We start from the raw sequence: 22,255 nt of genomic DNA on the forward strand, positions 1-22,255 counted from the left end.
CGTTGCGCAGGCGCAGGCGAAGGCGTGCCGCTCCCCCTGGCCGTCAGCAGCGCGGCATAGCGATGCGCGCGCCGGCTCATGCCGAGGCCTGATAGAACGACTTGTAGTTGCGATAGACCCGCCCGCGATCGGAGACCTCGTAGCGGCCCTGCTCCTCGAGATCGACGCCGTTGAGCACGACACCCGCGACGTCCAGTCCCAGCCTGGCGAGGTGATCGAGCGTTGCGGAGACGGTGCTCTTCAGCGTGTCGTTCCATTTGACGACATGCAGCACCGTATCGGCGTGTTCGCGCAACAGGGCGCTGTCGGCGGAGAGCAGCACAGGCGCCACTTCGAACAGGATCACGTCGTATCGCGCCCGCGCCTCGCGCAGCATCGCCTCGAAAGCCGGGTTCGAATAGACGTTCTGGCTGTCGCGCAGGCCGGAGGCGCGCCTAACCGTGGCGACCGGACTTGCACCCGGACCGCCCGCATCGCCGACCTGCGGCAGGCATTGGTCGAGCAACGCCTCATGCGGAAAGTTCTGGCCCAGCAGCAGGCGCCGGGGCGAGCCGTCGACCACGAGCACCCGCTGTCCCATCATCGCCAGCACGCGCGCCATGGCGGAGGCGACGAAGGACTTGCCTTCCCCCGGTGCGGACGAGGTGATCAGCACGAATTTCGGCGGATTGGTGGACGGAAACAGCTCAGCCACCATCGAGCGCACCGCTTCGGCGAAGACCAGGCTCTCCAGCCCGCCCGGATAATGCTCGAGATTGGGGAGAAGGCCGACGCAATTGGTCCGGATCTCCGCAGCGAACTCGTTCTCGCTGCGGAAGCCACGGTCGCGCTTCTCCAGCATGTAGGAGAGCGCGGCGCCCGCTGTGAGCCCTCCCATCAGGGCAAGCCCCAGCACCAGCGACGGCTTGATCGAGCTCGGCAGCGAGGGAATATCGGCCGGTGCGACGATCTGGGCGATGATGGGCCGCAGCTCGCTTACCGCGCTTGCCTGCTGATGCGCATCGGAAAGCTGCTTCAGGCGGTCGCGTGCGGCTGTTGCTTCGGCCTGCAAGGTCCGCAGCTGGCCTTCAAGGCCCCTCGCCTCGATCGACTTGGTCTGCAGTGCCGCAACGCGCTCATGCAGCGCGGCTTCGGCGCTCCGGGCCGCCGCGACATCGGTTTCGATATTGGCGACGGATTGCGCCAACTGCTTCTGCAGCCGTTCCTGGACAGCCGTCAGCGAGAGCCGCAGCCGCTGCACGGCAGGATGCCGCTCACCCGACACCGCGACCATCTCGTCGAGGGCCCGGCGCGCCTTGCCCTCCTCGTCCAGGAGTTGCTGTACGACCGAAGAACCGCCGAGATCGCTTGTCTGGGGGATATTGCCTGCGGCCAGAGAGACCTGCGCACGCTGCAGCCGGGTCTCTTCCGCCAGGCGCGTGGCGGAGATCGTGTTGAGCTGGGTCAGCATGTCGCGAAGCTGTTGCTGCTGGATGTCGGCGCCATCCTGGCCCAGCTCGACGAAGCCGGTCCTGACGCGGAAGGACTCGATCTCCTTGTCGATCCTCCCGAGATTGGCGCGCGCCTCCTGCGCCTGCGCGCCATACCACTGGCTGGAGCGTTGCGAGGCGCTGGTGGTGGCCTCCATCTTGCGGCGCAGATACTCGTTGCCGAAGGCGTTGACGATCAGCGCCGCGCGATCCGGGTCGGTATCGCGATAGGTCAGCGTGACGAGATAGGCTTTCGTATCGTTGCTCACGCCGAGCGATGCGAGCAGCCTCTGGGCGGCGATATCGCGCGGCGTCGGCTCGGCCGCTCCCACATCGAAACCGGCGAGATTCCGTAGCGTCCTGCGGACGGACGATGGAAAGATCAACTCGGCAGCTCCGGTGAAAAGACTGGATAGCGACGAGGGTGGAGCCGCCGTCGCCTTGTCGAGCCCCAGACGCGAGGCCACAGCTCGGGCCGTCGCAAGCGAGCGGATGATGCGCGCCTCGCTTTCCACAAGTGTCGAAGCATCGAGCGCAACACTGCTCGCCTTGCCGCCTCCGCCACTATCCTCCCGCGTGAAATCGAACTGCAGCACCAGATCGGCCGTGTAGCGCTGCGGCGTCACCATCAGATAAAGGCTTGCCACCAATATCGTCGCACAGGTGACGGTGAGGATCAGCAGCCGCTTCCTCCAGAGCATGGAGAGGAAGTTGAAGGTCACCGCATCATAGTGCTTGGCGAGCGTCGCCGGGGCGCGGTGGCCTCGCATGTCGTTGAAGAGATCCATGGTCCCGTGCCTCGCCTGCTGAATTCACTCGAGATGCGGATCGCGGCCGGCGCCTGCTGGCCGGCACGTGCGGAGATTTCTGAGCGCTATTTCGCCCCGCGCCCCAGGAGCACAGCTGGAACGGTCTGCAGCAGCACATAGAAGTCCAGCCAGACCGACCAGTTGTGGATGTAGAAGCTGTCCTGCCGCTTCTGGACGGCGAGGTCGCCGTCGCTTCGGTCCGTGACCTGCCAGAGGCCGGTGAGGCCGGGCGGCACGCTGGTGCGCAGCGCCTGGAAGGCGGTGTCGAAGCACTGATTATGGTAGGCGGGGAACGGCCGCGGCCCGACGATGCTCATCTCGCCGCGCAGAACGTTCCAGAGTTGCGGCAACTCGTCGAGGCTCGAGCGGCGGATGAACTGTCCGATTCCAGGCAGGATCCGCGGATCGTTCGACAGCTTGAAGAAGCGCTCCCATTCCTGCCGCGCCGCGCTGTCGGCTTCCAGATGCGCGGCGAGCCTCGCCTCTGCGTCGGCATACATGCTGCGCAGCTTGTAGACGTTGAAGATGTGGCCGCTCCGGCCGACGCGCGGCTGTGTGTAGAAAGCAGGCCCGCCATCAACCGCCTTCACCGCGAGCGCGAGCACGGCGATCACCGGCAGGGCCAGAAGGGCAAGCGGCACTGCGACGATGAGATCGAGCACCCGTTTCAGACGCAGGTTACGCGGCATGTGGATGGCGCTGCGCAATTCGAGGCCAAGCAATCCGCCCATGGCCCGCAGCTGGGGATTCAGGACCTGCAGCGTCGACGCGTCATGGACGACGAAGATCTGACGCAACGGCAGGCGCGCCAGCCAATCCGCCTTCTCGGCGTGCAGATCGCCCGATGCGCACAGGGCGACTTCGATCCCCGACGAGATGATACTGGCCTGGCCGCGGGTGATCACCGGGAGACCTGCCATCTCGGCGGCATCCCACGGCCCATCGGCGTCCTCATCCAGGAGGATGGCAACCGGCCTGAGACCGAGTTCCGGCCGCAAGGCAAGGTCGCGCGCCAGGGCCACGCATGCCGGCATCGTCCCGTAGAGGACGGTCGGAGCGGTCCACAGGTCACGCCGAAGCAACCCGCCCCGGATCAGTGCCTCGACATAATAGCCGAGCACGATCGTCAGAGCCGCGCCGACCCCCACGAAGCCCCAGAGGTGGTTATTCGGCTCATTGACCAGGAGCCAGGCGAACATGGCCACAACCGCGGCGACATTGCCGAGCGCGCGCCGGCGCAGGCGATCGACCGGCTCGGCCCGGTCCGAGCCGTAGAGCCCGAAACCGGCCAGAGCACCGCACAGAGCCAGAGCCCAGACCAGGATCAGGCTCGCCATATTGGTGTCGGTATCGGACGCGGCCATAGCCGCGCCGAACTGCAGCACGCCTGCGACGATCGTCAGCGTGACGAGATCACCGAGCAGCAACGCGACGGCGACCAGTCGTCGCCGCGTTGCCGGAGCAACAGGGGTGCCAAGCCGCCAACCCGGCTTTGCCATGCCGATCGAGGCGGGCACGACAGTCGTGACAACGTCCGGCATGGCAAGCTCCCAGGAGGTCTCGTTCAACTACGCAGAAGCGTGAAGGCGCTATTGCGCTGCGATCGTGGGGATCTGCTCGACGCCAGCCTCGCGCTCGGCCCTCGCCTTCACCTCGCTCGCGATCCAGGCATAGGTCGGGATCAGCCCCTGCCCGAGATGGATCGACGGCTCCCAGCCGAGCACCTCACGCAGGCGGTTGTTGTCGCTGTTGCGGCCGCGCACGCCTTGCGGGCGGTTGGTGTTGAAACGCTTGTGGATCGTCTTCCCGGCGATCCCGGCGATGATGTCGACGAGCCCGCTGACATCAACCAGCTCGTCCGTGCCGAGGTTGAGCGGACGAGAGTAGTCCGAGCGCATGATGCGGTAGATGCCCTCGACGCAATCGTCGATATACATGAAGGAACGGGTCTGCTTGCCGTCGCCCCAGACCTCGATCGCATCGCCCGATTTCGCCAGCGCGATCTTCCGACAGATGGCGGCAGGCGCCTTCTCCTTGCCGCCATCCCAGGTGCCCAGCGGCCCGTAGACATTGTGGAAGCGGACCAGCCGGGTCTGGAAGCCGTAATCTTCCGTGAAGTACTCGCACAGCTTCTCGGTGTAGAGTTTCTCCAGCCCGTAACCAGGCTCCGGGTCGGCGGGGAACGCATCGTCCTCCTTCAGCGGCACGACCGAGGGCACGTCCTGGAGATGTTGCGGGTAAACGCAGGCCGAAGACGAGAACAGGAAACGATTGACCTTGGCGTCGTGCGCCGCCTTCAGCATCTGCGCGCTGATCATCGTGTTGTTGTAGGTGATCGAGGCGTGCGCGCCGGAAATGTAGCCGATGCCGCCCATGTCGGCAGCGAGGTTGTAGACCTCGTCCATGCCCTGGACGGCCTCGCGGCAATCGTCCATCTCACGCAGGTCGAGAAGGCGGAACTCGTCCGCCGAGCTGGCCTGGTATTCCGGATCTTTGATATCGACCCCGCGGACCCAATAGCCTCGATCCTTGAGATAATTGACAAGATGGAAGCCGATAAAGCCACCAGCGCCCGTAACCAGCACAGATTTCCTGGACATTACTTCGCTCCACTGAGAAATGGAATTCAGTGATAGCGGTTTTATCTTTTTAAATCAGGTGGTTAAACCGAACTATACCCCTTTTGAGACGAGCTACCTCTTGGGATTATCCGCGAGCGCAGTCTTCTGGCGCAGCAGCTGCAGGCTGGCGCCGAATATGAACTGCGGAACGATCTTGCCGTAGCGACGCCAGAGCCGCCGCGGCTCCGACAACAGCCTGAACAGCCATTCGAGCCCGCGCCTCTGCATCCAGGCCGGGGCCTGGCGCTTGGTGCCGGCGAGGAAATCGAAGGCAGCCCCGACGCCAATCATGACCGGTGCATCGATCCGGCCGAGATGCCCGGCCATCCAGTATTCCTGCTTGGGCGTGCTGAGCCCGACCCAAACGATGTCCGGCCGGGCCGCGTTGATCATGCGCACGGTCTCGTCATCCTCATCGGCAGAGGCTGGTCGAAACGGTGGTGAGAACGTGCCGGCTACAGCGAGCCCGGGGAAGCGTTCGGTGAGGCGCTCACGCAGGCGCTCGGCAAGGCCCGGCGCGCCGCCGAAGTAGTACTGACGGTAGCCCTTCTGGGCAGACAAGGCCGAGAGCTGCAGCATCAGCTCGGGGCCGTAGACCCTTTCAGTGCCTCCGTAACCGAGCTTGCGAGCCATCCAGACCAGGGGCATGCCGTCGGGGGTGGCCATTCCCGCCCCCTCGTGGATCGCCATCAGCTTCGGATCCGACTGGCTTTCGATCACGCCGTGCACGCCGGTGATGCAGACGTAGTTCTGAGCCCTCCGTCCGATCCAGTCTTCGACCGTGCGCAGGGCATCCGCCATGGTGATGGCGCTGACATTCACGCCCATGATGCGGGCGCGCGGCAGCGGGTTTTGGGTTGTCATCAGCTCGCCCTCGCGACCTCGACGTGCCGCACGGGATCGTGCAGCTTCGACAGCACGCCGTCGAAATAGGCGATCGTGCGCTCGAGCCCTTCCTGCAAGGGCACCTTCGGCGCCCAGTGCAGCAGCTCCTGCGCCTTGCCGATGTCGGGGCAGCGCTGGCGCGGATCGTCTTGCGGCAGCGGCCTGTAGACGATCTGCGAGCGCGAACCGGTGAGCGCGATGATCATGTCAGCGATTTCGGCCATCGAGGTCTCGACGGGATTGCCGAGATTGACCGCGCTATCCAGCGGCTGGGTCACGTTCATCAGCCGCATCAGGCCTTCGACGAGATCGTCGACGAAGCAGAAGGCGCGGGTCTGCCGGCCGTCGCCGTAGAGCGTGATCGGCTCGTTGCGCAGCGCCTGGACGATGAAATTGGAGACGACGCGGCCATCCTCGAGATTCATGCGGGGGCCATAGGTGTTGAAGATGCGCGCGATGCGGATCTCGACACCGTGGCGCCGCTTGTAGTCATAGAAGAGTGTCTCGGCGCAGCGCTTGCCCTCGTCATAGCAGGCGCGTGGACCGCTGATGCTGACGAGCCCGCGATAGTCCTCGACCTGCGGATGGACGTCAGGGTCGCCATAGATCTCGCTGGTCGAGGCCTGCAGGATCGGGATGCCGAGCCGCTTGGCCATGCCCAGCATGTTGATCGCGCCGAGCACGCTCGTCTTGGTGGTCTGCACGGGATCGCGCTGATAGTGCACCGGCGAAGCCGGGCAGGCGAGATTGTAGATCTCGTCGACCTCTAGATAGAGCGGGAAGGTCACATCGTGCCTCACCGTCTCGAAGTTGGGTTGGCCGAGCAGCGCGCTCAGATTCTCGCGACGTCCCGTATAGTAGTTGTCGACCGCGAGGACCTGATGGCCCTGGGCGACGAGGCGCTCACAGAGATGGCAACCGAGGAAACCGGCGCCGCCTGTGACGAGAATGCGCTTCTGCATGTCTGAGCTCCACCGGATCGTTCACGGGAGGGAGCTGGAAGCTTTGCTGCAAGCCCCGCGTTCTCAAAGGACGCTTTGGGAGGTGAGCCGCCCGGCGGCAACAAGGAAGGGCTACTTCCCACGCGACGCGACCTGGCGTGCTGACACAACGATGGCTGCCGGGTTCGACGATGGAGTTAATCCCATGGCGACGCGCCTTGGCCTGAATGCCAACGCGGAAAGCACGGCATGTCCTGACATCCTCCCCCGCATCTCCTTGCGAGACTCGAATGGCAGGACGGTCGAGGCTGATGTCGGACGCATCGATTCATCTCTGGGGTTCTCACCCTGCATCGGAAACGCCGGCAGGTGCCGGCCGATCGGGGCAATACGGCCTCTGGCGCCTTCTCCTGGTCCTATCCGCCCTCATGATCTTCGTGGCGTCGATGGTATCGGCGGCGGAACGCGATGCCGCCGAAACGCTCTCGATCGGCGACAAGGTCACGATCTCGGTTTTCGGCCAGACGGACCTCTCCGGCGATTTCGTGCTCGACGGGTCGGGCATGGTCAATATGCCCCTGGCCGGGCGCATCAGGGTCGCGGGGCTCACGGCAATGGAAGCGGAAGCGCGGATCCGCAGCGCGCTCATGGACGGCTATCTCAAGGATGCCGTCGTGAGCCTGCGGGTCGCCGAGCTGAAGCCGATCTACATCATGGGCGAGGTGCGCTCGCCGGGAACCTATCCGTTCCGGCACGGACTCAATGTCCTGGGAGCCGTCGCGCTGGCAGGCGGCTATCGTGTCGGCGACGAGTCGCTCGCTGTCCTCAAATCCGAACTTCTGCTCGCGGACGAACGTGAGACCTTGCTCAACACGTCGCTCCAGACGTGGATGGCAAGGCGCGCGCGGCTCGAAGCGGAACGCGACGGCGTCAAACAGCTCGTCCCCGATGCGCGCGCTGCGGCGAACGCCCAGCTTCTGGCCGGAGAACAGGAAATCCTCGACTTCCAGCGCCGGGCGCGCGAGGGCGAGCGCGACTTGCTGAGCCAGCAGGTCGCGCGGCTCCAGTCCGAAAAGGGCGCTCTGACCGAGCAAGCTCGACTGGTCGAGCGGCAGGTCGAGCTGACGCGCGAGCAATCGAGCGAATACAACAAGCTGGCGACGACCGGCCATGGCCTACGCACCGTCCAGGTCGAGCGCGAGCGCGACTATGCCCGCACGCAGGGCGAAGCCGCGCGCCTGCGGGCGGAACTGGCCAAGAGCGAGACGGCGCTCGGCGAGCTGACGCTTAGGCTGCGGGAGCTCGACACCACCTATATGCGCCGTGTCGTCATGGAGCTCCAGGAAACGCGGCAAAAGATCCTCGAGGTCGAGCGCAGCCTTCCGGTCGCCCGTGAGATCGCGGAGAGTCGGCGCCGCCGAATGATCGCAAGCGAAGGTTCCAGCGCGGCGAGCGACTGGGATATCCGGATCACGCGGCAGACCGGCCTCACGCCGGTGACGATCCAGGCGAAATTCGAAACCTCCCTGCAACCGGGCGACATCGTCCAGGTCGCTCCGAAGGCGCGCGCGATCGAGAGCAGGGTTCCAGGGGGGGAGGCCCAGACGCCGATGCGTTCGCTCACCGGCCTCGCCAGCCAGCAATGACCGACGCTGCAGCTCATGCCGAGAGGCGCCCGCTGGGCTGTGACGACCATGATCAACCCCGCGGCCGATGCGATCTCTTCTCTATGACCCGCTGAGCGATCCAAAGCGGCAAAGCAGAGGAGACACTCCATGTGTTGAAACGGAGAGATCCTTGACGAGCTCGGAGAAGCACAGCCGGGAAGGCCATAGCAGCGAGCGTCCCTCCCCGTCGCTTCCGGCGGTCCGGCATGCTGCCTTCGCGAGACATTGGCTCGCGGTCGACGACGGAGGCGCCGAGCTCACGAAAGCGGCCTTTGGTGCGCCCGCCAGGCGGGCACCGCAGCGACATGCGCTGCATGAGACAGCGCCCCCTCGGCCCTCCGTCAACATGCCGCAAGGCACGTCCACGCCAAGTCGCCTGAGATCGACGGTGATCCTGCTGCTGTTCGCCCTGGCAGTGCTCTTCGCAGAGCCCGCAGCAAGACTGGTGGGGCGCGCGTTTGGGCCGCGGTCGGAAACCCCAGGTACCGCCGAAGTCTCGGGCGGCAAAGCAGGTGCGTTGAAGCCAAGCCCCCGCCCCGTGTCGAAACGCGCTGGCGAGGCCTGATTGATGTCCACCATGGCTACCTGGAAGCAGAACCTGCGCCTGACCGCCCGCACGGCCTCGCTCAGCTGGCCCGGCATCGCCCGGTTGCGCCAACGGCTCTACCAGGCACGGTTTCGCGCAGGCAGATATCACTGCGGCTACAGCGGCAGATACGACAGTTTTCAGGCTGCCGAGCGCGCCCTTCCGGCCGGCCTCGCCGGCTTCGATCACGCCGCCATGGCGGATATCGACCACTACACCACGATGGCCGGCGGCTTCGAGCCCATGCCGGCGACCGAGTATCCCGTTTTGTTGTGGCTGCGCGGCGCATTGGACGACGGCGCGCGGACCCTGCTCGATCTGGGCGGCTATGTCGGGCACGCTTTTCGCCAGTACGATCGTTACCTCGCTTTCCCGGACGAATTCCGTTGGATGGTCTTCGACCTTCCCCACATCACCCAGGCCGGGCAGGCCATATCCGCTCGGCAGCCCACGCCACGCCTGCGCTTCACCAACGCTGTCGATGACGGCTGCGGCATGGACATCCTGCTCGCGGCGGGCTCGCTGCAGTACCTTCCCGAGAATTACCTGCACGAACGACTGGAGGCCTGGACGGATCGTCCCCGGCACGTGATCGTCCAGCGGACGCCGCTCCATGCGCGGCAATCCTTCGTCACGATCCAGTCCGTCATCACACGAACCGGGCAGGTCTCGTTCTGTCCCTACAGCGTCGCGGCACGTGCGCGCTTCATCGATGGCCTGCTCGCGCTCGGCTACGAGCTCGTGGATTCATGGGAGAAGCCACGCAGCCTCGACGTTCCATTTCATCCGGAATGCCATGTCGAGACCTATTCAGGGCTCTACTTCCGGCTGAGACCCTGACGCACGATCCGCAACCCACCACATCCACCACCCATTAGGCGTGCCTCGCTCGGTAGGATTCGCTGAGCGCCTGCCGCTCGCGCGGAATCTACCTCCCCCTGGGGAGATGGCGTTACTCCGACTGCTCCCATTTTGTCATGCAGGCTTGGCGCATAGCCTTTCCTGCATGACACAGACCATCGACAGGAAAGCCACCCGCAAGGCTTCAGCTCCTCGCGAGTCACGGGCACCCGCTGCTCCCGACCCCGCCGGACCTTCGCGCCGACGTGCCGTCCAGCCGGCAGCTCCGCGACCCGATAAGTCCGAGATCGCAGTCGCTCTACCCGCACCGACAACGGTGATCGACCTCTTCGCCGCGCAAGTCGCTGCTCAACCGCGCGCCGTTGCGCTCTCCCTGGGCGGCGCCAGCCTGTCCTATGCCGAACTCGACGAGCGTGCGGAGCGGCTGGCCCACCAACTGACAGCCATGGGCGCAAAGCCGGGCACGATCGTCGGGCTCTGCCTGCCGCGCTCTCTCGACCTGATCGTGGCGCTGCTCGCCATCCTGAAGAGCGGCGCTGCCTATCTGCCGCTGGACCCGGCCTATCCGGGCGAGCGCCTCGCTTTCATGGTCGAAGATGCCGACGCCTCGATCATCGTCGCATCGGAACATTTCGACTGGCTGCCAGCCGGGCGACAGCGGCTCGATCCCCATCATCCGGGAGAGGCCCACGCGACGCATGATCGAGCCCCGAGATGCCCGGCGGCGGCCGATGACCTCGCCTATGTGATCTACACCTCGGGCTCGACCGGCAAGCCGAAGGGCGTCGCCATCGAGCATGCCGCGGTCACGCGGCTCTTCAGTGCGACGGAAGGCTGGTTCAGCTTCCGGCCCAGCGATGTCTGGACCCTGTTCCATTCGGTATCGTTCGATTTCTCGGTCTGGGAGATCTGGGGGGCGCTGCTTCACGGCGGGCGTCTGGTGATCGTGCCGGAGAGCACGACGCGAGACCCCGCCGCCTTTTTGCGCCTGCTCGCAGATGAGGGTGTCACGGTGCTCAACCAGACGCCCTCCGCCTTCGCCGCCCTCGACCGTGCGGACCACGACCGCAGCGGGCGCGATCGGCTCGCCTTGCGGCTCGTCATCTTCGGCGGCGAGGCGCTGGACCCACGACGCCTTGCCGGCTGGTATCAGCGCCGCGGCGAGCATGCGCATCTCGTCAACATGTACGGGATCACGGAAACGACGGTGCATGTCACCTATCGTCCCCTGTCTCCTGCCGATGCCGAACAAGGGTTGAGCCTGATCGGCCGGCCGATCCCGGACCTCGAACTGCTGCTGCTCGACGGCGAGACCCTGCGTCCGGTGCCGCGCGGCGAGATCGGTGAGATCTTCGTCGCGGGAGCCGGGCTCGCCCGCGGCTATCTCAACAGACCAGAGCTGACCGCCGCGCGCTTCGTGCCGCACCCGCAGAGGCCCGGCGCCCGGCTCTACCGCTCCGGCGACCTCGCTCGCCAGGCCGATGACGACGATTACGAACATCTCGGGCGGGCCGATCAGCAGGTGAAGATCCGGGGCTTTCGCGTCGAGCTCGGCGAGATCGAGACCGCGCTGATGTCCCATTCCGCGATCAGGCAGGCGGCCGTGCTGCTTCGTTCCGATGACGGGCACGAGCGCCTCATTGGCTACCTTGTTGCAGACAGTGCGGAGCGTCCTTCGCCGGCTGCATTGAAGGCCCATCTCGGCGAGATCCTGCCTGATCATATGGTGCCGGCAGCCTTCGTCTTCGTGCCCGACATACCCTTGACCGTGAACGGCAAGCTCGATCGCGCCGCGCTGCCGGAGCCCGGCCGCGCGCGACCGGAGACCGCCGCCCCCTACGCTGCGCCCCGCAACCCTGTGGAGCGGAGGTTTGCCGAGACCGTTGCAGATACCCTCCAGATCGACCTGGTCGGTATCGACGACAACTTCTTCGACATCGGCGGCAATTCGCTGCTGATCGCCGAGCTTCATCGGCGCCTCGTCCGGGATCTGCCCTGGTTCGCCCTGGTCGACCTGTACCGCTATCCGAATGTGCGCGCGCTGGCCGGCTATTTGACGCCACAGAAGCCGAGTGTGCTCGGCAGCCTTGCTGCGGCGCGCGAGCGCGGATTGCGTACACGCGGCGTGCCCGCATCCTTCCCCGGAAATGCGTCGATGAGCGGCTCCCATGACTGACCTTCTCCCCGAGCGGGCCATCGCCATCATTGGCATGGCCGGCCGCTTTCCCGGCGCACCGAGTGTCGGTAGTTTCTGGCAGAACCTGCTGAATGGCGTCGAATCCATCACCAGGTTCGATCCCGCCGAGCTCGAAGACTGCTTCGACGCGGCGACGCGTGCACTTCCGAATTTCGTTCCGGCGCGACCCATTCTCGACGGTATCGATCTGTTCGACGCACCCTTCTTCGGTATGCTGCCGCGCGAGGCAGCACTCACCGATCCGCAACAGCGCCTGCTGCTGGAATGTGCCTGGGAAGCGCTCGAGGACGCCGGCTACGATCCCGCATTGCCAGGCCAGTGCATCGGCGTCTTCGCCGGCGCCACCTCCAGCACCTACCTGCTGCAGAACCTGCTTCACGACCGCTCGGCGATCGCCGACTACACATCGGGCTTCCAGGTCGGCAACCTGCAGATGCTGGTCGGCTCGGCCTCGGATTTCACCGCGACACGGATCGGCTACAAGCTCGGCCTGACCGGACCCTGCGTCGCCGTGCAGTCGGCCTGCTCGACCTCGCTGCTCGCCGTCGCCCAGGCCGTGCAGAACCTGCTCTGCCATGGCTGCGACATGGCACTCGCAGGCGGCGTCTCGATCACCTTCCCGCAGCGGCGCGGCTATCTCGCCCAGGAGGGCGGCATCGTCTCGGCGGACGGCCATTGCCGCGCCTTCGACAGTAGCGCCAACGGCACGATCTTCGGCAGCGGCGCCGGCCTCGTCGTCTTGAAGCGGCTGGAGGATGCGGTTGCCGATCGCGACCAGATCTACGCCGTCATCCGCGGCGTCGGCGTCAACAATGACGGCGCCGGCAAGGTCGGCTATACCGCGCCGAGCGTCGACGGCCAGGCTGCGGCGATCGCCATGGCGCATGCCGCCGCCGACGTCGATGCGCGCTCGATCGGGTATGTCGAGTGCCACGGCACCGGCACGCCGATGGGCGACCCGATCGAGGTCGCCGGCCTCTCCGCCGCCTTCCGCCTGACGACCGAGGATCGCGGCTTCTGCGCGCTCGGCTCGGTCAAATCCAATATCGGCCATCTCGATGCCGCCGCCGGAGTCACCGGGCTGATCAAGGCGTCGCTCGCAGTGAAGAGCGGGGTGCTGCCGGCGAGCCTGCATGTCACGCAGCCGAATCCCGCGCTCGAGCTGCCCGAGAGCCCGTTCTTCATCGCCGACCACAGGCAGGAATGGCCCGGACAAGACGGGCCACGCCGCGCCGGCGTCAGCGCCTTCGGGTTCGGCGGAACCAATGTCCATCTCGTGCTGGAACAGGCGCCCGAAAGCGAAACCGCAGCGCCAACACGCCGCAACCAGCTCCTGACACTTTCGGCCCGCAGCGCTGCGGCGCTCGGCCGGGCCCGGGACCGGCTCGCAGAGCATCTCGAAACCCATCCGGAGCAGAGCCTCGCCGACATCGCCTTCACCTTGCAGGCGGGCCGGCGGCCCTTCCCTCACCGCCTCGCTGTCATTGGTGGCAGCCATGCCGAAGCCGCTGCCGCCCTGCGCAAACAGAACGTCGAACGCGCCGCCGCGGTCACCGGCACCGGCGACCTCGTCTTCATGTTCCCGGGACAGGGCTCGCAATACCCCCAGATGGCGCGGGAGCTCTATGCGGGCGAACCGGTCTTTCGCCGGACCGTCGACCTGTGCTGCGAGCTGCTGAAGTCCGAGCTCGGGCTCGACCTGCGCAGCGTGCTCTATCCGAGCAATGGCGGCGATCCGGAGCGGCTGTCGGCGACGCTGCTCGCCCAACCAGCGATCTTCACGGTCGAATATGCGCTGGCGCAGCTTCTGATGAGCTGGGGCCTGCAGCCTTCCGCCATGATCGGCCATAGCGTTGGCGAATTCGCTGCCGCCTGCCTCGCCGGCGTCTTCTCGCTCGAGGACGCGCTGTCGCTCGTCGCCAAGCGCGGCCGGATGATGCAGGAGCTGCCCGGCGGAGCGATGCTCGCCGTACGCCTGCCCGATACGGAGATTGCGGCGCTCGCCCGCAACGGCGTCTGCGTAGCGGCCATCAATGCGCCCGGCATGAGCGTGCTTGCCGGCCCGTTCGACGCGATCGAGGCACTGGAAGCCGAGCTTTCTCGGCGCGGAGCGACGCACCGCCGCCTGCAGACCTCGCATGCCTTCCACTCCGGCATGATCGAGCCGTTGATCGCGCCCTTCACCGAGGCGGTCGCGGCTATCCGCCTCAAAGCGCCGGAGCTGCCTTATATTTCCGGTGTAACCGGCGACTGGGTCAGCGCCGAACAGACGACCGACCCGTCCTATTGGGCGCGGCATGCGCGCGAACCTGTTCGCTTCTCCGACGGCATCGCTACCCTGGCGCGCGGCCTATCGCCCGTACTGCTCGAGGTGGGGCCCGGCGCTGCGCTTGCGAGTTTCGCGTTGCAAGGAGCAGGCGCCGGCCGGGCTGCCATCTCCTGCCTACCCGATGCGCAAAGCGACGCCGAAGGCATGCTCGCCGGGGCGCTTGGACGCCTCTGGACTGCCGGCATCGCGCCCGACTGGTCTGCCTACCAGGCTGGCGGCAAGCCGGGGCGCGTCTCGCTACCGACCTATCCCTTCGAGCGCAGCCGGCATTGGGTCGAAGCGCCCGTCGTCTCGGCCCCTGCCGCACCGGCTCTGCCGGCGGCGGCGCCCGATCAACCTCTTCCCACTCAACCCGAGCAGGAACCGGCCATGGACCGCCACGCTGACACCGACATCCCCCTGGGCCGTTCGGACCTAGGCAGCCGGGTCGCCGCGATCTTCGAGAACCTCTCGGGGCGCCCCTTCGGTGCGGATGAGACCGGCGCCAGCTTCCTCGAGCTCGGCTTCGACTCGCTCCTGCTGACGCAGGCCGCGCAGGGCCTGCAGACAGCCTTCGGTGTCCAGATCCGCTTCCGCCAGTTGCTCGACGATCTCCCGAGCGTCGACGAGGTGACGCGCCATATCGCCGAGCTTTGTCCGCAAGAGGTGGCGAAGCCGGCTGCTACCATTCAAGTCGCGGTGCCGGCTCCGCCTTCCCCAACCGCCGCCGCCATTCCCGTCGCACCTGCTCCCGCAATCGCCGCCGCACGACCGGTCGGCTCTGGCCTGGACGCGTTGATGCGCGAGCAGCTCGACGTGATGTCGCGGTTGATGGAGCGTCAGCTCCTGGCCCTGGGCGGCCAGGCCGCAGCGCCGGCCATCGAGGCAGCAGCGCCTGTCTTGCAGCCCTCGCCTGCTCTGCCGCTTCCGGCAGCCGTACAGCCGCTGCCAGCGCTCGCTTCCACGGCCCCAGCAAGCAGTGCCGCCAGTCCCGCGGCGCGCTTCAAGCCGCTGATCCGCACAGGCAACGAAGCCCTGACCGAGGCCCAGCGCAGCCATATCGACCGGCTGACGAAGCTCTATGTCGGCAAGACCGCGGCCTCGAAGCGGCTGGCGGACAAGCACCGTCCGGTTCTGGCCGACCCCCGCACGGTCTCCGGCTTCGCCGCGGACTGGAAGGAAATGGTCTATCCGATCGTCTCCGCCAAGGCGAAGGGCGCCCGGATCTGGGATGTCGACGGCAACACCTATATCGATCTCGTCAACGGTTACGGCCAGACCGCTTTTGGCCACGCGCCGGATTTCGTCGTCGAGGCGGTTCAGGCCCAGCTCAACGATGGCTTCGCCATCGGCCCGCAATCGCCGCTCGCGCACGAGGCCTCCCAGCTGTTCTGCGAGTTGACCGGCCACGCCCGCGTCGCCTTCTGCAATACCGGCTCCGAAGCCGTGATGGCCGCGATGCGCGTCGCCCGCACCGTCACCGGCCGCGACCGTATCGTAGCGTTCTCAGGCGCCTATCACGGCCAGTTCGACGAGGTCCTGGTCCGCGGTGTCGGCGCCGGCGAGCAACGCCGATCCGTGCCCGCCGCGCCGGGTATTCCGGCGGAGGCCGTCGGACGCATGACCGTGCTGGATTACGGCACGGATGAGAGCCTCGCCTGGCTGCGCGAGCATGCGCACGAGCTCGCCGCCGTCCTAGTCGAGCCGGTTCAGAGCCGCCGGCCGGGCTATTTGCCCGCCGCCTTCCTCAAGGAACTGCGCACGATCACCGAACAGAGCGGCACGGCTCTGGTCTTCGACGAGGTCGTCACCGGCTTCCGCGTCCACCCCGCCGGCGTGCAAGCCCTGCTCGGCATCCGGCCTGACCTCGCCACCTACGGCAAGGTCGTCGGCGGCGGACTACCGGTCGGCCTCCTGGCGGGCGAACCCCGCTTCATGGATGCGCTCGACGGCGGCGCCTGGCGCTTCGGCGACGACAGCGCGCCCGAGGTCGGCGTGACCTTCTTTGCGGGAACCTTCGTCCGGCATCCGCTCGCGCTCGCGGCGACCGTCGCCGTGCTGAAGCACGTGAAGGAGAAGGGCCCGGCGCTGACCGAGACCCTGACGCAGCGCATGCAGCGCCTCGTCGAAGATCTGCGCCGCGTCTTTGCGAAAGTCGGCTGGGATGTGCCGATCGAAAGCTATGGCAGCGTGTTCTATTTCGAGCCTGGGCGCGATCATCGGCTCGGCAGCCTGCTGCACTACCATTTGCGCGCCCGCGGCATCTTCATCCAGGAGCATTATCCCTGCTTCCTGACGACCCAGCACGGCGATGCCGAGATCGCTGCGATCGTCGCCGCCTTCGAGGACAGCCTCGATCTCATGCGTAGGGACGGAATGTTGCCTGGAGGGACAACCGAAAGCCGCACGCTGGACACTCCTGTCGCCCCGTCGGAGATCGAGCTTCCGCTGACCGAAGCCCAGAGCGAAATCTGGCTGTCGGACCAGACCGGCCCCGAGGCCAGCGCAGCCTTCAACGAATCCGTCAGCCTGACGCTCGAAGGCGACATCGATGCGCTCCGCCTCGCCGAGACGGTCAGGCAGGTCGCTGCCAGGCACGCGATCCTTCAGGCGAAATTCTCCGCGGACGGCGAGACCATGCAGGTATCGCCATCGGGGGCCTTTCCGGTCGCAATCAGCGACCTGCGCAGCGAGCCCGATCCGCAGGCAGCTCTGCAAGTCCTGATCGAGGCCTATGCGAGCCGTCCTTACGACCTCGTACAAGGGCCGGTCGCGGAAGCCGAGATCATAAGGCTCGGCGAGCGGAAGCACGTGCTCATCCTCTCGGCGCACCACATCGTCTGTGACGGCTGGTCGACAAACATCCTGCTCGACGAGATCGCGACCGCCTATCGCTCTGGCGTCGAGGCACTACCGGCGCCGATGCCCTTCGCGGACTACGCGACGACGACCCGACATGACGCGCGCACGGAAGAAGCCGCGACCTACTGGATCGGCATGTTCGCGGAGCTTCCGGCTCCGCTCGAATTGCCGACCGATCGGCCGCGACAGGCTCAGCGCAGCTTCCGTGGCGGCACGCGCACGAGCTTCATCGACGCCGAGCTCTATCGCAAGGTGAAGGCGGCGGGCGCAAAGCGCCGGCGGACGCTCTTCGCCACACTCTTCACCGCCTTCCAGGTGCTGCTGTTGCGTCTCTCCGGTCAGCGCGATCTCGTCATCGGCGTTCCCGCTGCCGGTCAGTCTCTGCTCGAAGGTCCCTCCCCGGTTGGCCATTGCGTCAACTTCCTGCCGATCCGCGGCGGGATCGATCCGGCCGAGCCGTTCTCGACCCATCTCGACAAGGTCGGGCGCGCCATCCTCGACGCCTATGACCACCAGAGCTTCACGCTCGGCGCGCTGCTGAAGCGGCTGCGCGTCCCGCCGGTGTCCGGGCGGCTGCCGCTGGTCGAGGTCCAGTTCAATCTCGAACGGCTGGCTGGCAATCTCGACTTCGGGCCGGGGATCAAGGCCGGCGCCGAGCCGAATCCCAAGGCCTTCTCGACCTTCGATCTCTATTTCAACATCGGCGAATCCGATGAGGGGCTGCGGATCGATTGCTGCTATGGTGCCGATCTCTTCGACGCGACGACGATCGACCGCTGGCTCGGGCATTACCGCACGCTGCTCGCCGCCTTCGTCGCCAACGCCGACACGGTCATCGCAGCGATGCCGCTGATCGAAGGCCAAGAGCGCCAACGACTCGTCTCCGACATCAACGACACCCAGGTTGCGTTCCAGCTCGATGATGGAACCACCCAGGCTTTCGAGCGGCAGGTTCAACAGCAGCCTGAGGCGATCGCCGTGTCCTGCGGCGACCAGCAGCTCTCCTATGCCGCCCTGAACGCCTGGGCCGACCGGATCGCAGCCGAGTTGACGGCCCGTGTCGAAGCCCCCGAAAGCCGCGTCGGCCTCCTGATCGAACGCTCGCCGGCGCTGGTGGCGGGCATATTGGGAGCGCTCAAGGCCGGCTTCCCCTATGTGCCGCTCGACCCCGTGATGCCGAAGGCGCGCATCCAGCGAATCCTGCGGGATTCGGAGGCCGTCGCTCTCCTGACCGCGGGCCCGCTCGATCCCGGCGTCGTCGAGCCGGACGAGCGCGTCATGCTCATCGATGTCGACCAGACCACCGCCAACCTGGCCGGGATCAGGACGGCGGCGATCACGCCCGACCATCTGGCCTATGTCATCTACACCTCGGGCTCGACCGGCGCGCCGAAGGGCGTCGAGGTCACCCATGGCGGGCTTTCCAACCTCCTGTTCGCGATGGCGCGCGAGCCCGGCTTTTCCAGCTCGGACACGATGCTCGCCGTCACGACGGTGACCTTCGACATCGCCGCGCTGGAATTGCTGCTGCCGCTGATCCAGGGCGGACGGGTCGCGATCGCGACCACGGACGAGACGAAGGACGGTGCCGAGCTTCTGGCACGGCTGGAGCAGAGCGGCGCCAGCGTCCTGCAGGCGACGCCGATGACCTGGCGTCTGCTGCTCGAAGCCGGCTTCCGCTCGCGGCCGGGTTGCCGAATGCTCTGCGGCGGCGAAGCCCTCCCGCTCGACCTCGCCCGCAAGCTCCTCGAAGGTGGCGGCGAGCTCTGGAACATGTACGGCCCGACCGAGACCACGATCTGGTCCTCGGTCGCCCGCATCCAGCCGGAGGACGAGGTCATCACGATCGGCCTGCCGATCGCCAACACGCAGTTCTACATCGTCGACGGCAACAACGAGCCCGTCGGCGTCGGCATTCCCGGCGAGCTCCTGATCGCGGGCACTGGCCTGGCGCGCGGCTATGCCAACAACCCGAAACTCACGGCGACGAGCTTCATCGCCAATCCGGTCGACCCCGGTACGAGCGCGAAGGCCTACCGCACCGGCGACCGCGCCAAATACCTTCCCGACGGCCGCATCCTGCATCTCGGGCGCCTCGACCATCAGGTGAAGCTGCGTGGCTTCCGTATCGAGCCCGGTGAGATCGAGGCTGTCCTCGCCCGCAAGACCGGCATCGTCTCGGCCGTGATCCTGCGCGAGGACGTGCCGGGCGAGCCACGGCTGGTCTGCTACCATGTCAATGGCGCGGAGAGCCCGTCCGCCACCGAATTGCGAGCCGTGCTGGCGCAGGAATTGCCGGACTATATGGTCCCGACCGCCTGGGTCGGCCTGCCGGCCCTGCCGCTGAACCAGAGCGGCAAGCTCGATCGCGCCGCGCTTCCGGCACCTGATGCCCAGAGCGCACCGGCGAAGGCCGACAAGGTCATGCCGCGAACGCCCGTCGAGGAGACGCTGATCCGCATCTGGGCCGAGGTGCTGCGCCGCGAGGATATCGGCGTCGATGACGATCTGTTCGATCTCGGTGCCGACTCCCTCAGCATCTTCCAGATTACCAGCCGTGCCCGCCGCGAAGGCCTCAAGCTCGCCGCCCGGGATTTCTTTCGGAACCGGACGATCGCCGCCGTCGCAGCAGCGCTTCCCGAGGGCGCCGTCCCGGAAGCCCCCGCCCCGGCCGCGACATTCTGGAAGCGGCCCTGGCGACGCCAGCGCGATGGCGCGCAACAGCCGACCGAACCGAACGCCGTCTCGCAGCGCGAGAGAGGGTGAACCAAGCCATGGCAAACCAGTTCACGCGCGAACCGGAATCGCATTTTCGCGAGCCAGAGCGCATCGTGATGACGGCCAGATGCTCGTCGGCGCAGGAGCGCTACTGGGAGATCGACGCCAGGGACCCGGGCACGCCGGCGCTCAACATCGCCGTCAAATGGCGCGTCCGGGGACATCTGGACGCTTCCCTGGCGCAGGATGCGTTTCAGGCGATCCTCGACCGCCACGAATCCCTGCGGACGGCGATCCGGCTGGAGGATGGCCGCCTCGTTCAGGCCATCGCCGAGCACGCTGCCTTCAAGCTGCCGGAGATCGACCTGTCCGGCCTGCCCGAGGCTGACCGCACCAGAGAGGCCGATCGCATCGCCCAAGGTGAGGCATGCGCGCGCTTCGATCTCGGTGAGGCTCCACTGCTTCGGGCGACATTGCTGCGCAAGAGCCGCGCCGAGGCCGTGATCCTCGTCGTCGCCCACCACATCGTCAGCGACGGCTGGTCGATGGGCATCATCGCGAGGGATTTCGTGGCGGCCTATCAGGCGCTCGGCCGTGGTCGCGAACCGGTTCTCGCCGAACTCCCTCTCCAATATTCCGACTTCGCCGAAGGAAGCCTTGACGGCATGGCGGGCGGCGGGCTGGCGCGGGAGGAAACCTATTGGCAACGCCAGCTCGCCGATCTGCCTCTCGTCGAGGTGGCGGGCGATCGCCAGCGGCCTGCGACGCGAAGTACGAATGGCGCCTCGCTGTCGCGGCTGCTTCCGCGGGCCCTGACTTCCGGACTGGCCGATCTCGCTCGCAGGGAAGGTACGACCTTCTTTTCAGCGGCTTACGCCGTTCTCCTGACCCTGCTCCGGCAACGCACCGGTGCGTCGGACATCGTGCTGAGCACGCAGATCGCCAACCGCGACGATGTCGAGTTGGAGGCGATCGTCGGCCCCTTCGTCAACACGCTCGTGCTGCGGACCAAGGTCTCGGAGGAGCAAAGCTTCCTCGATCTTTGCCAAGCCGCTCGCGACACGTTCGAGGACGCGATCGATCATCATCAATGGCCGTTCGGCAAACTCGTCGCGCTGCTCCCCGGTAACGGCGACGCCAGCCGACCGCCGATCTCGGTCAACTTCATCGTCCAGCGCGCCTTCATCGGCGAGCTTGCCAATGACAGCTTCCAATTGTCGGGAATTCCCTCGCCCCTGCCGGGCGCGCTCTATGATCTCAACTTCATCCTGGTCGAGCGCGAGGAAGGCTGGCGCCTGACCTGCGAATACCATCGCGACCTCTATGACGAAGCGACCGCGAGCGAGCTGGCCGCGCAGTTCGAGAGCCTGGCGGAGGCGCTCGTCGCCAACCCGACGGCAAAGCTGCCGCGGCCGGCGCCGACCTCCTTGCCAATCGCGTCACCACTCTGGCTGCCGGCTACTCCGGTGGCGCCACCTGTGATCGATGCAACCGCGCTGCGCCGGACCTGGCTGCAGCAGGCCGGCACGCAGCCGACCCTGTTCGCGCTCAATCACACCGCCCATAACCTGCGTCTCTATCGACCGTTGTCGCGTGAGCTCGGCCCCGATCAGCCCTTCGCCGCGCTGCAACTGCTCGATCCGCTGGTGAACGGCGCAGCGCCAACCTCGATCGAGCAGCTTGCTGCAGCTTATTGCGAGGCGATCATCGCGACCAAGCCAACCGGCCACTACCGGCTCGCCGGCTTCTGCCGGTCGGGCGTGATCGCCCTGGAAGTCGCCCGCCAGCTGGTGGCAAGCGGAAAGCAGGTCGATCTGGTGGTGCTGATCGATTGCTGGGCGCCGGGCTACTTCCTGCGACAGCCCTACAGCGCGCGCCTGCGCTTCAGGCTGAGACGCGCAGGCCGCTTCGCCAAGCGGTTCTGGCAGGCCGGGCCGCGGAGCTTCGTGACGCGGATGTCGTTCTGGCTGCAGTCGACCGCAGCCGTCCGGCAGGCCAAGCGCCTGCTCTTCTGGCGCCCGGCCGAAGAGGCGGCTGACGAAGCTGATTTCTGGCGGACGACCGATGAGCTCGAGGCCCTGATCCAACGCTATGCGCTGCCGAGCTATGACGGGCGCGTGCTGGTCTTCCGGAGCGGCGCGATCCCACCCGGCTGGCCACCGGATGCTACCCTGGGCTGGGGGAGCCATCTTGCTCCGGGCACGCCCTGCTTTGCCGTCGACGGCGAAGGCCACGAGGGAGCGTTCTCAGAAGCCGGTTCACGAACCATGGCCGAGAAGATCACCGAGGCCACCGGCCTGGACCGGCACTGACGGCAAAAGCCTTCGTCGC

General features: G+C 66.5%; 10 protein-coding genes. 5 read left to right on the forward strand and 5 right to left on the reverse strand.

The genetic code is table 11. From position 1 onward, the window contains the following. Nucleotides 1-76 precede the first annotated feature (76 nt). From ACSQ24_RS13470 to ACSQ24_RS13490, 5 genes are all read right to left on the reverse strand, one after another. The gene (locus ACSQ24_RS13470; protein ID WP_436095162.1) at nt 77-2,257 is read right to left on the reverse strand and encodes a GumC family protein; all 2,181 of its coding nucleotides are present in this window, start codon (nt 2,255-2,257) and stop codon (nt 77-79) included. 86 nt (nt 2,258-2,343) lie between these two features. After that, nucleotides 2,344-3,819 (reverse strand): exopolysaccharide biosynthesis polyprenyl glycosylphosphotransferase, encoded by a 1,476-nt coding sequence (locus ACSQ24_RS13475; protein WP_436095163.1) that lies wholly within the window; start codon nt 3,817-3,819, stop codon nt 2,344-2,346. 48 nt (nt 3,820-3,867) lie between these two features. Further along, nucleotides 3,868-4,878 (reverse strand): NAD-dependent epimerase/dehydratase family protein, encoded by a 1,011-nt coding sequence (locus ACSQ24_RS13480; RefSeq protein WP_436095164.1) that lies wholly within the window; start codon nt 4,876-4,878, stop codon nt 3,868-3,870. A gap of 93 nt (nt 4,879-4,971) precedes the next feature. Then, nucleotides 4,972-5,763: a WecB/TagA/CpsF family glycosyltransferase gene (locus tag ACSQ24_RS13485; RefSeq protein WP_436095165.1), complete on the reverse strand. Its 792-nt coding sequence runs from the start codon at nt 5,761-5,763 to the stop codon at nt 4,972-4,974. After that, complete coding sequence (locus ACSQ24_RS13490) at nt 5,763-6,746, reverse strand: UDP-glucuronic acid decarboxylase family protein (RefSeq protein WP_436095166.1); 984 nt, start codon at nt 6,744-6,746, stop codon at nt 5,763-5,765. Before ACSQ24_RS13490 ends, ACSQ24_RS13485 begins: the two co-directional genes overlap by 1 nt. Before the next feature lie 425 nt (nt 6,747-7,171). On the opposite strand from ACSQ24_RS13490, the gene ACSQ24_RS13495 reads away from it, so the two are divergent. From ACSQ24_RS13495 to ACSQ24_RS13515, 5 genes are all read left to right on the forward strand, one after another. Further along, nucleotides 7,172-8,371 carry a polysaccharide biosynthesis/export family protein gene (locus ACSQ24_RS13495; RefSeq protein ID WP_436097887.1) on the forward strand — a complete coding sequence of 400 codons (1,200 nt, stop codon included), beginning with the start codon at nt 7,172-7,174 and terminating at the stop codon, nt 8,369-8,371. 589 nt (nt 8,372-8,960) lie between these two features. Further along, the gene (locus ACSQ24_RS13500) at nt 8,961-9,818 is read left to right on the forward strand and encodes a methyltransferase, TIGR04325 family (RefSeq protein ID WP_436095167.1); all 858 of its coding nucleotides are present in this window, start codon (nt 8,961-8,963) and stop codon (nt 9,816-9,818) included. Nucleotides 9,819-10,155: 337 nt separating this feature from the next. Continuing rightward, nucleotides 10,156-12,015 carry an amino acid adenylation domain-containing protein gene (locus ACSQ24_RS13505; RefSeq protein WP_436095168.1) on the forward strand — a complete coding sequence of 620 codons (1,860 nt, stop codon included), beginning with the start codon at nt 10,156-10,158 and terminating at the stop codon, nt 12,013-12,015. Then, nucleotides 12,008-19,972, forward strand: a complete 7,965-nt coding sequence (locus tag ACSQ24_RS13510) for an amino acid adenylation domain-containing protein (protein WP_436095169.1) — start codon at nt 12,008-12,010, stop codon at nt 19,970-19,972. Before ACSQ24_RS13505 ends, ACSQ24_RS13510 begins: the two co-directional genes overlap by 8 nt. Nucleotides 19,973-19,980: 8 nt before the next feature. Next, complete coding sequence (locus ACSQ24_RS13515; protein ID WP_436095170.1) at nt 19,981-22,236, forward strand: condensation domain-containing protein; 2,256 nt, start codon at nt 19,981-19,983, stop codon at nt 22,234-22,236. Nucleotides 22,237-22,255: the final 19 nt, after the last annotated feature.

This window comes from Allobosea sp. LjRoot237, assembly GCF_964253285.1.
GTDB lineage: Bacteria > Pseudomonadota > Alphaproteobacteria > Rhizobiales > Beijerinckiaceae > Allobosea.

Excerpts from the sequence above, each read along its gene's own strand:
- ACSQ24_RS13490 (WP_436095166.1), bottom strand. The coding sequence starts at position 6,746 with ATGCAGAAGCGCATTCTCGTCACAGGCGGCGCCGGTTTCCTCGGTTGC.
- ACSQ24_RS13500 (WP_436095167.1), top strand. The coding sequence starts at position 8,961 with ATGTCCACCATGGCTACCTGGAAGCAGAACCTGCGCCTGACCGCCCGC.
- ACSQ24_RS13470 (WP_436095162.1), bottom strand. The coding sequence starts at position 2,257 with ATGGATCTCTTCAACGACATGCGAGGCCACCGCGCCCCGGCGACGCTC.
- ACSQ24_RS13475 (WP_436095163.1), bottom strand. The coding sequence starts at position 3,819 with ATGCCGGACGTTGTCACGACTGTCGTGCCCGCCTCGATCGGCATGGCA.
- ACSQ24_RS13510 (WP_436095169.1), top strand. The coding sequence starts at position 12,008 with ATGACTGACCTTCTCCCCGAGCGGGCCATCGCCATCATTGGCATGGCC.
- ACSQ24_RS13485 (WP_436095165.1), bottom strand. The coding sequence starts at position 5,763 with ATGACAACCCAAAACCCGCTGCCGCGCGCCCGCATCATGGGCGTGAAT.
- ACSQ24_RS13515 (WP_436095170.1), top strand. The coding sequence starts at position 19,981 with ATGGCAAACCAGTTCACGCGCGAACCGGAATCGCATTTTCGCGAGCCA.
- ACSQ24_RS13480 (WP_436095164.1), bottom strand. The coding sequence starts at position 4,878 with ATGTCCAGGAAATCTGTGCTGGTTACGGGCGCTGGTGGCTTTATCGGC.
- ACSQ24_RS13495 (WP_436097887.1), top strand. The coding sequence starts at position 7,172 with ATGGTATCGGCGGCGGAACGCGATGCCGCCGAAACGCTCTCGATCGGC.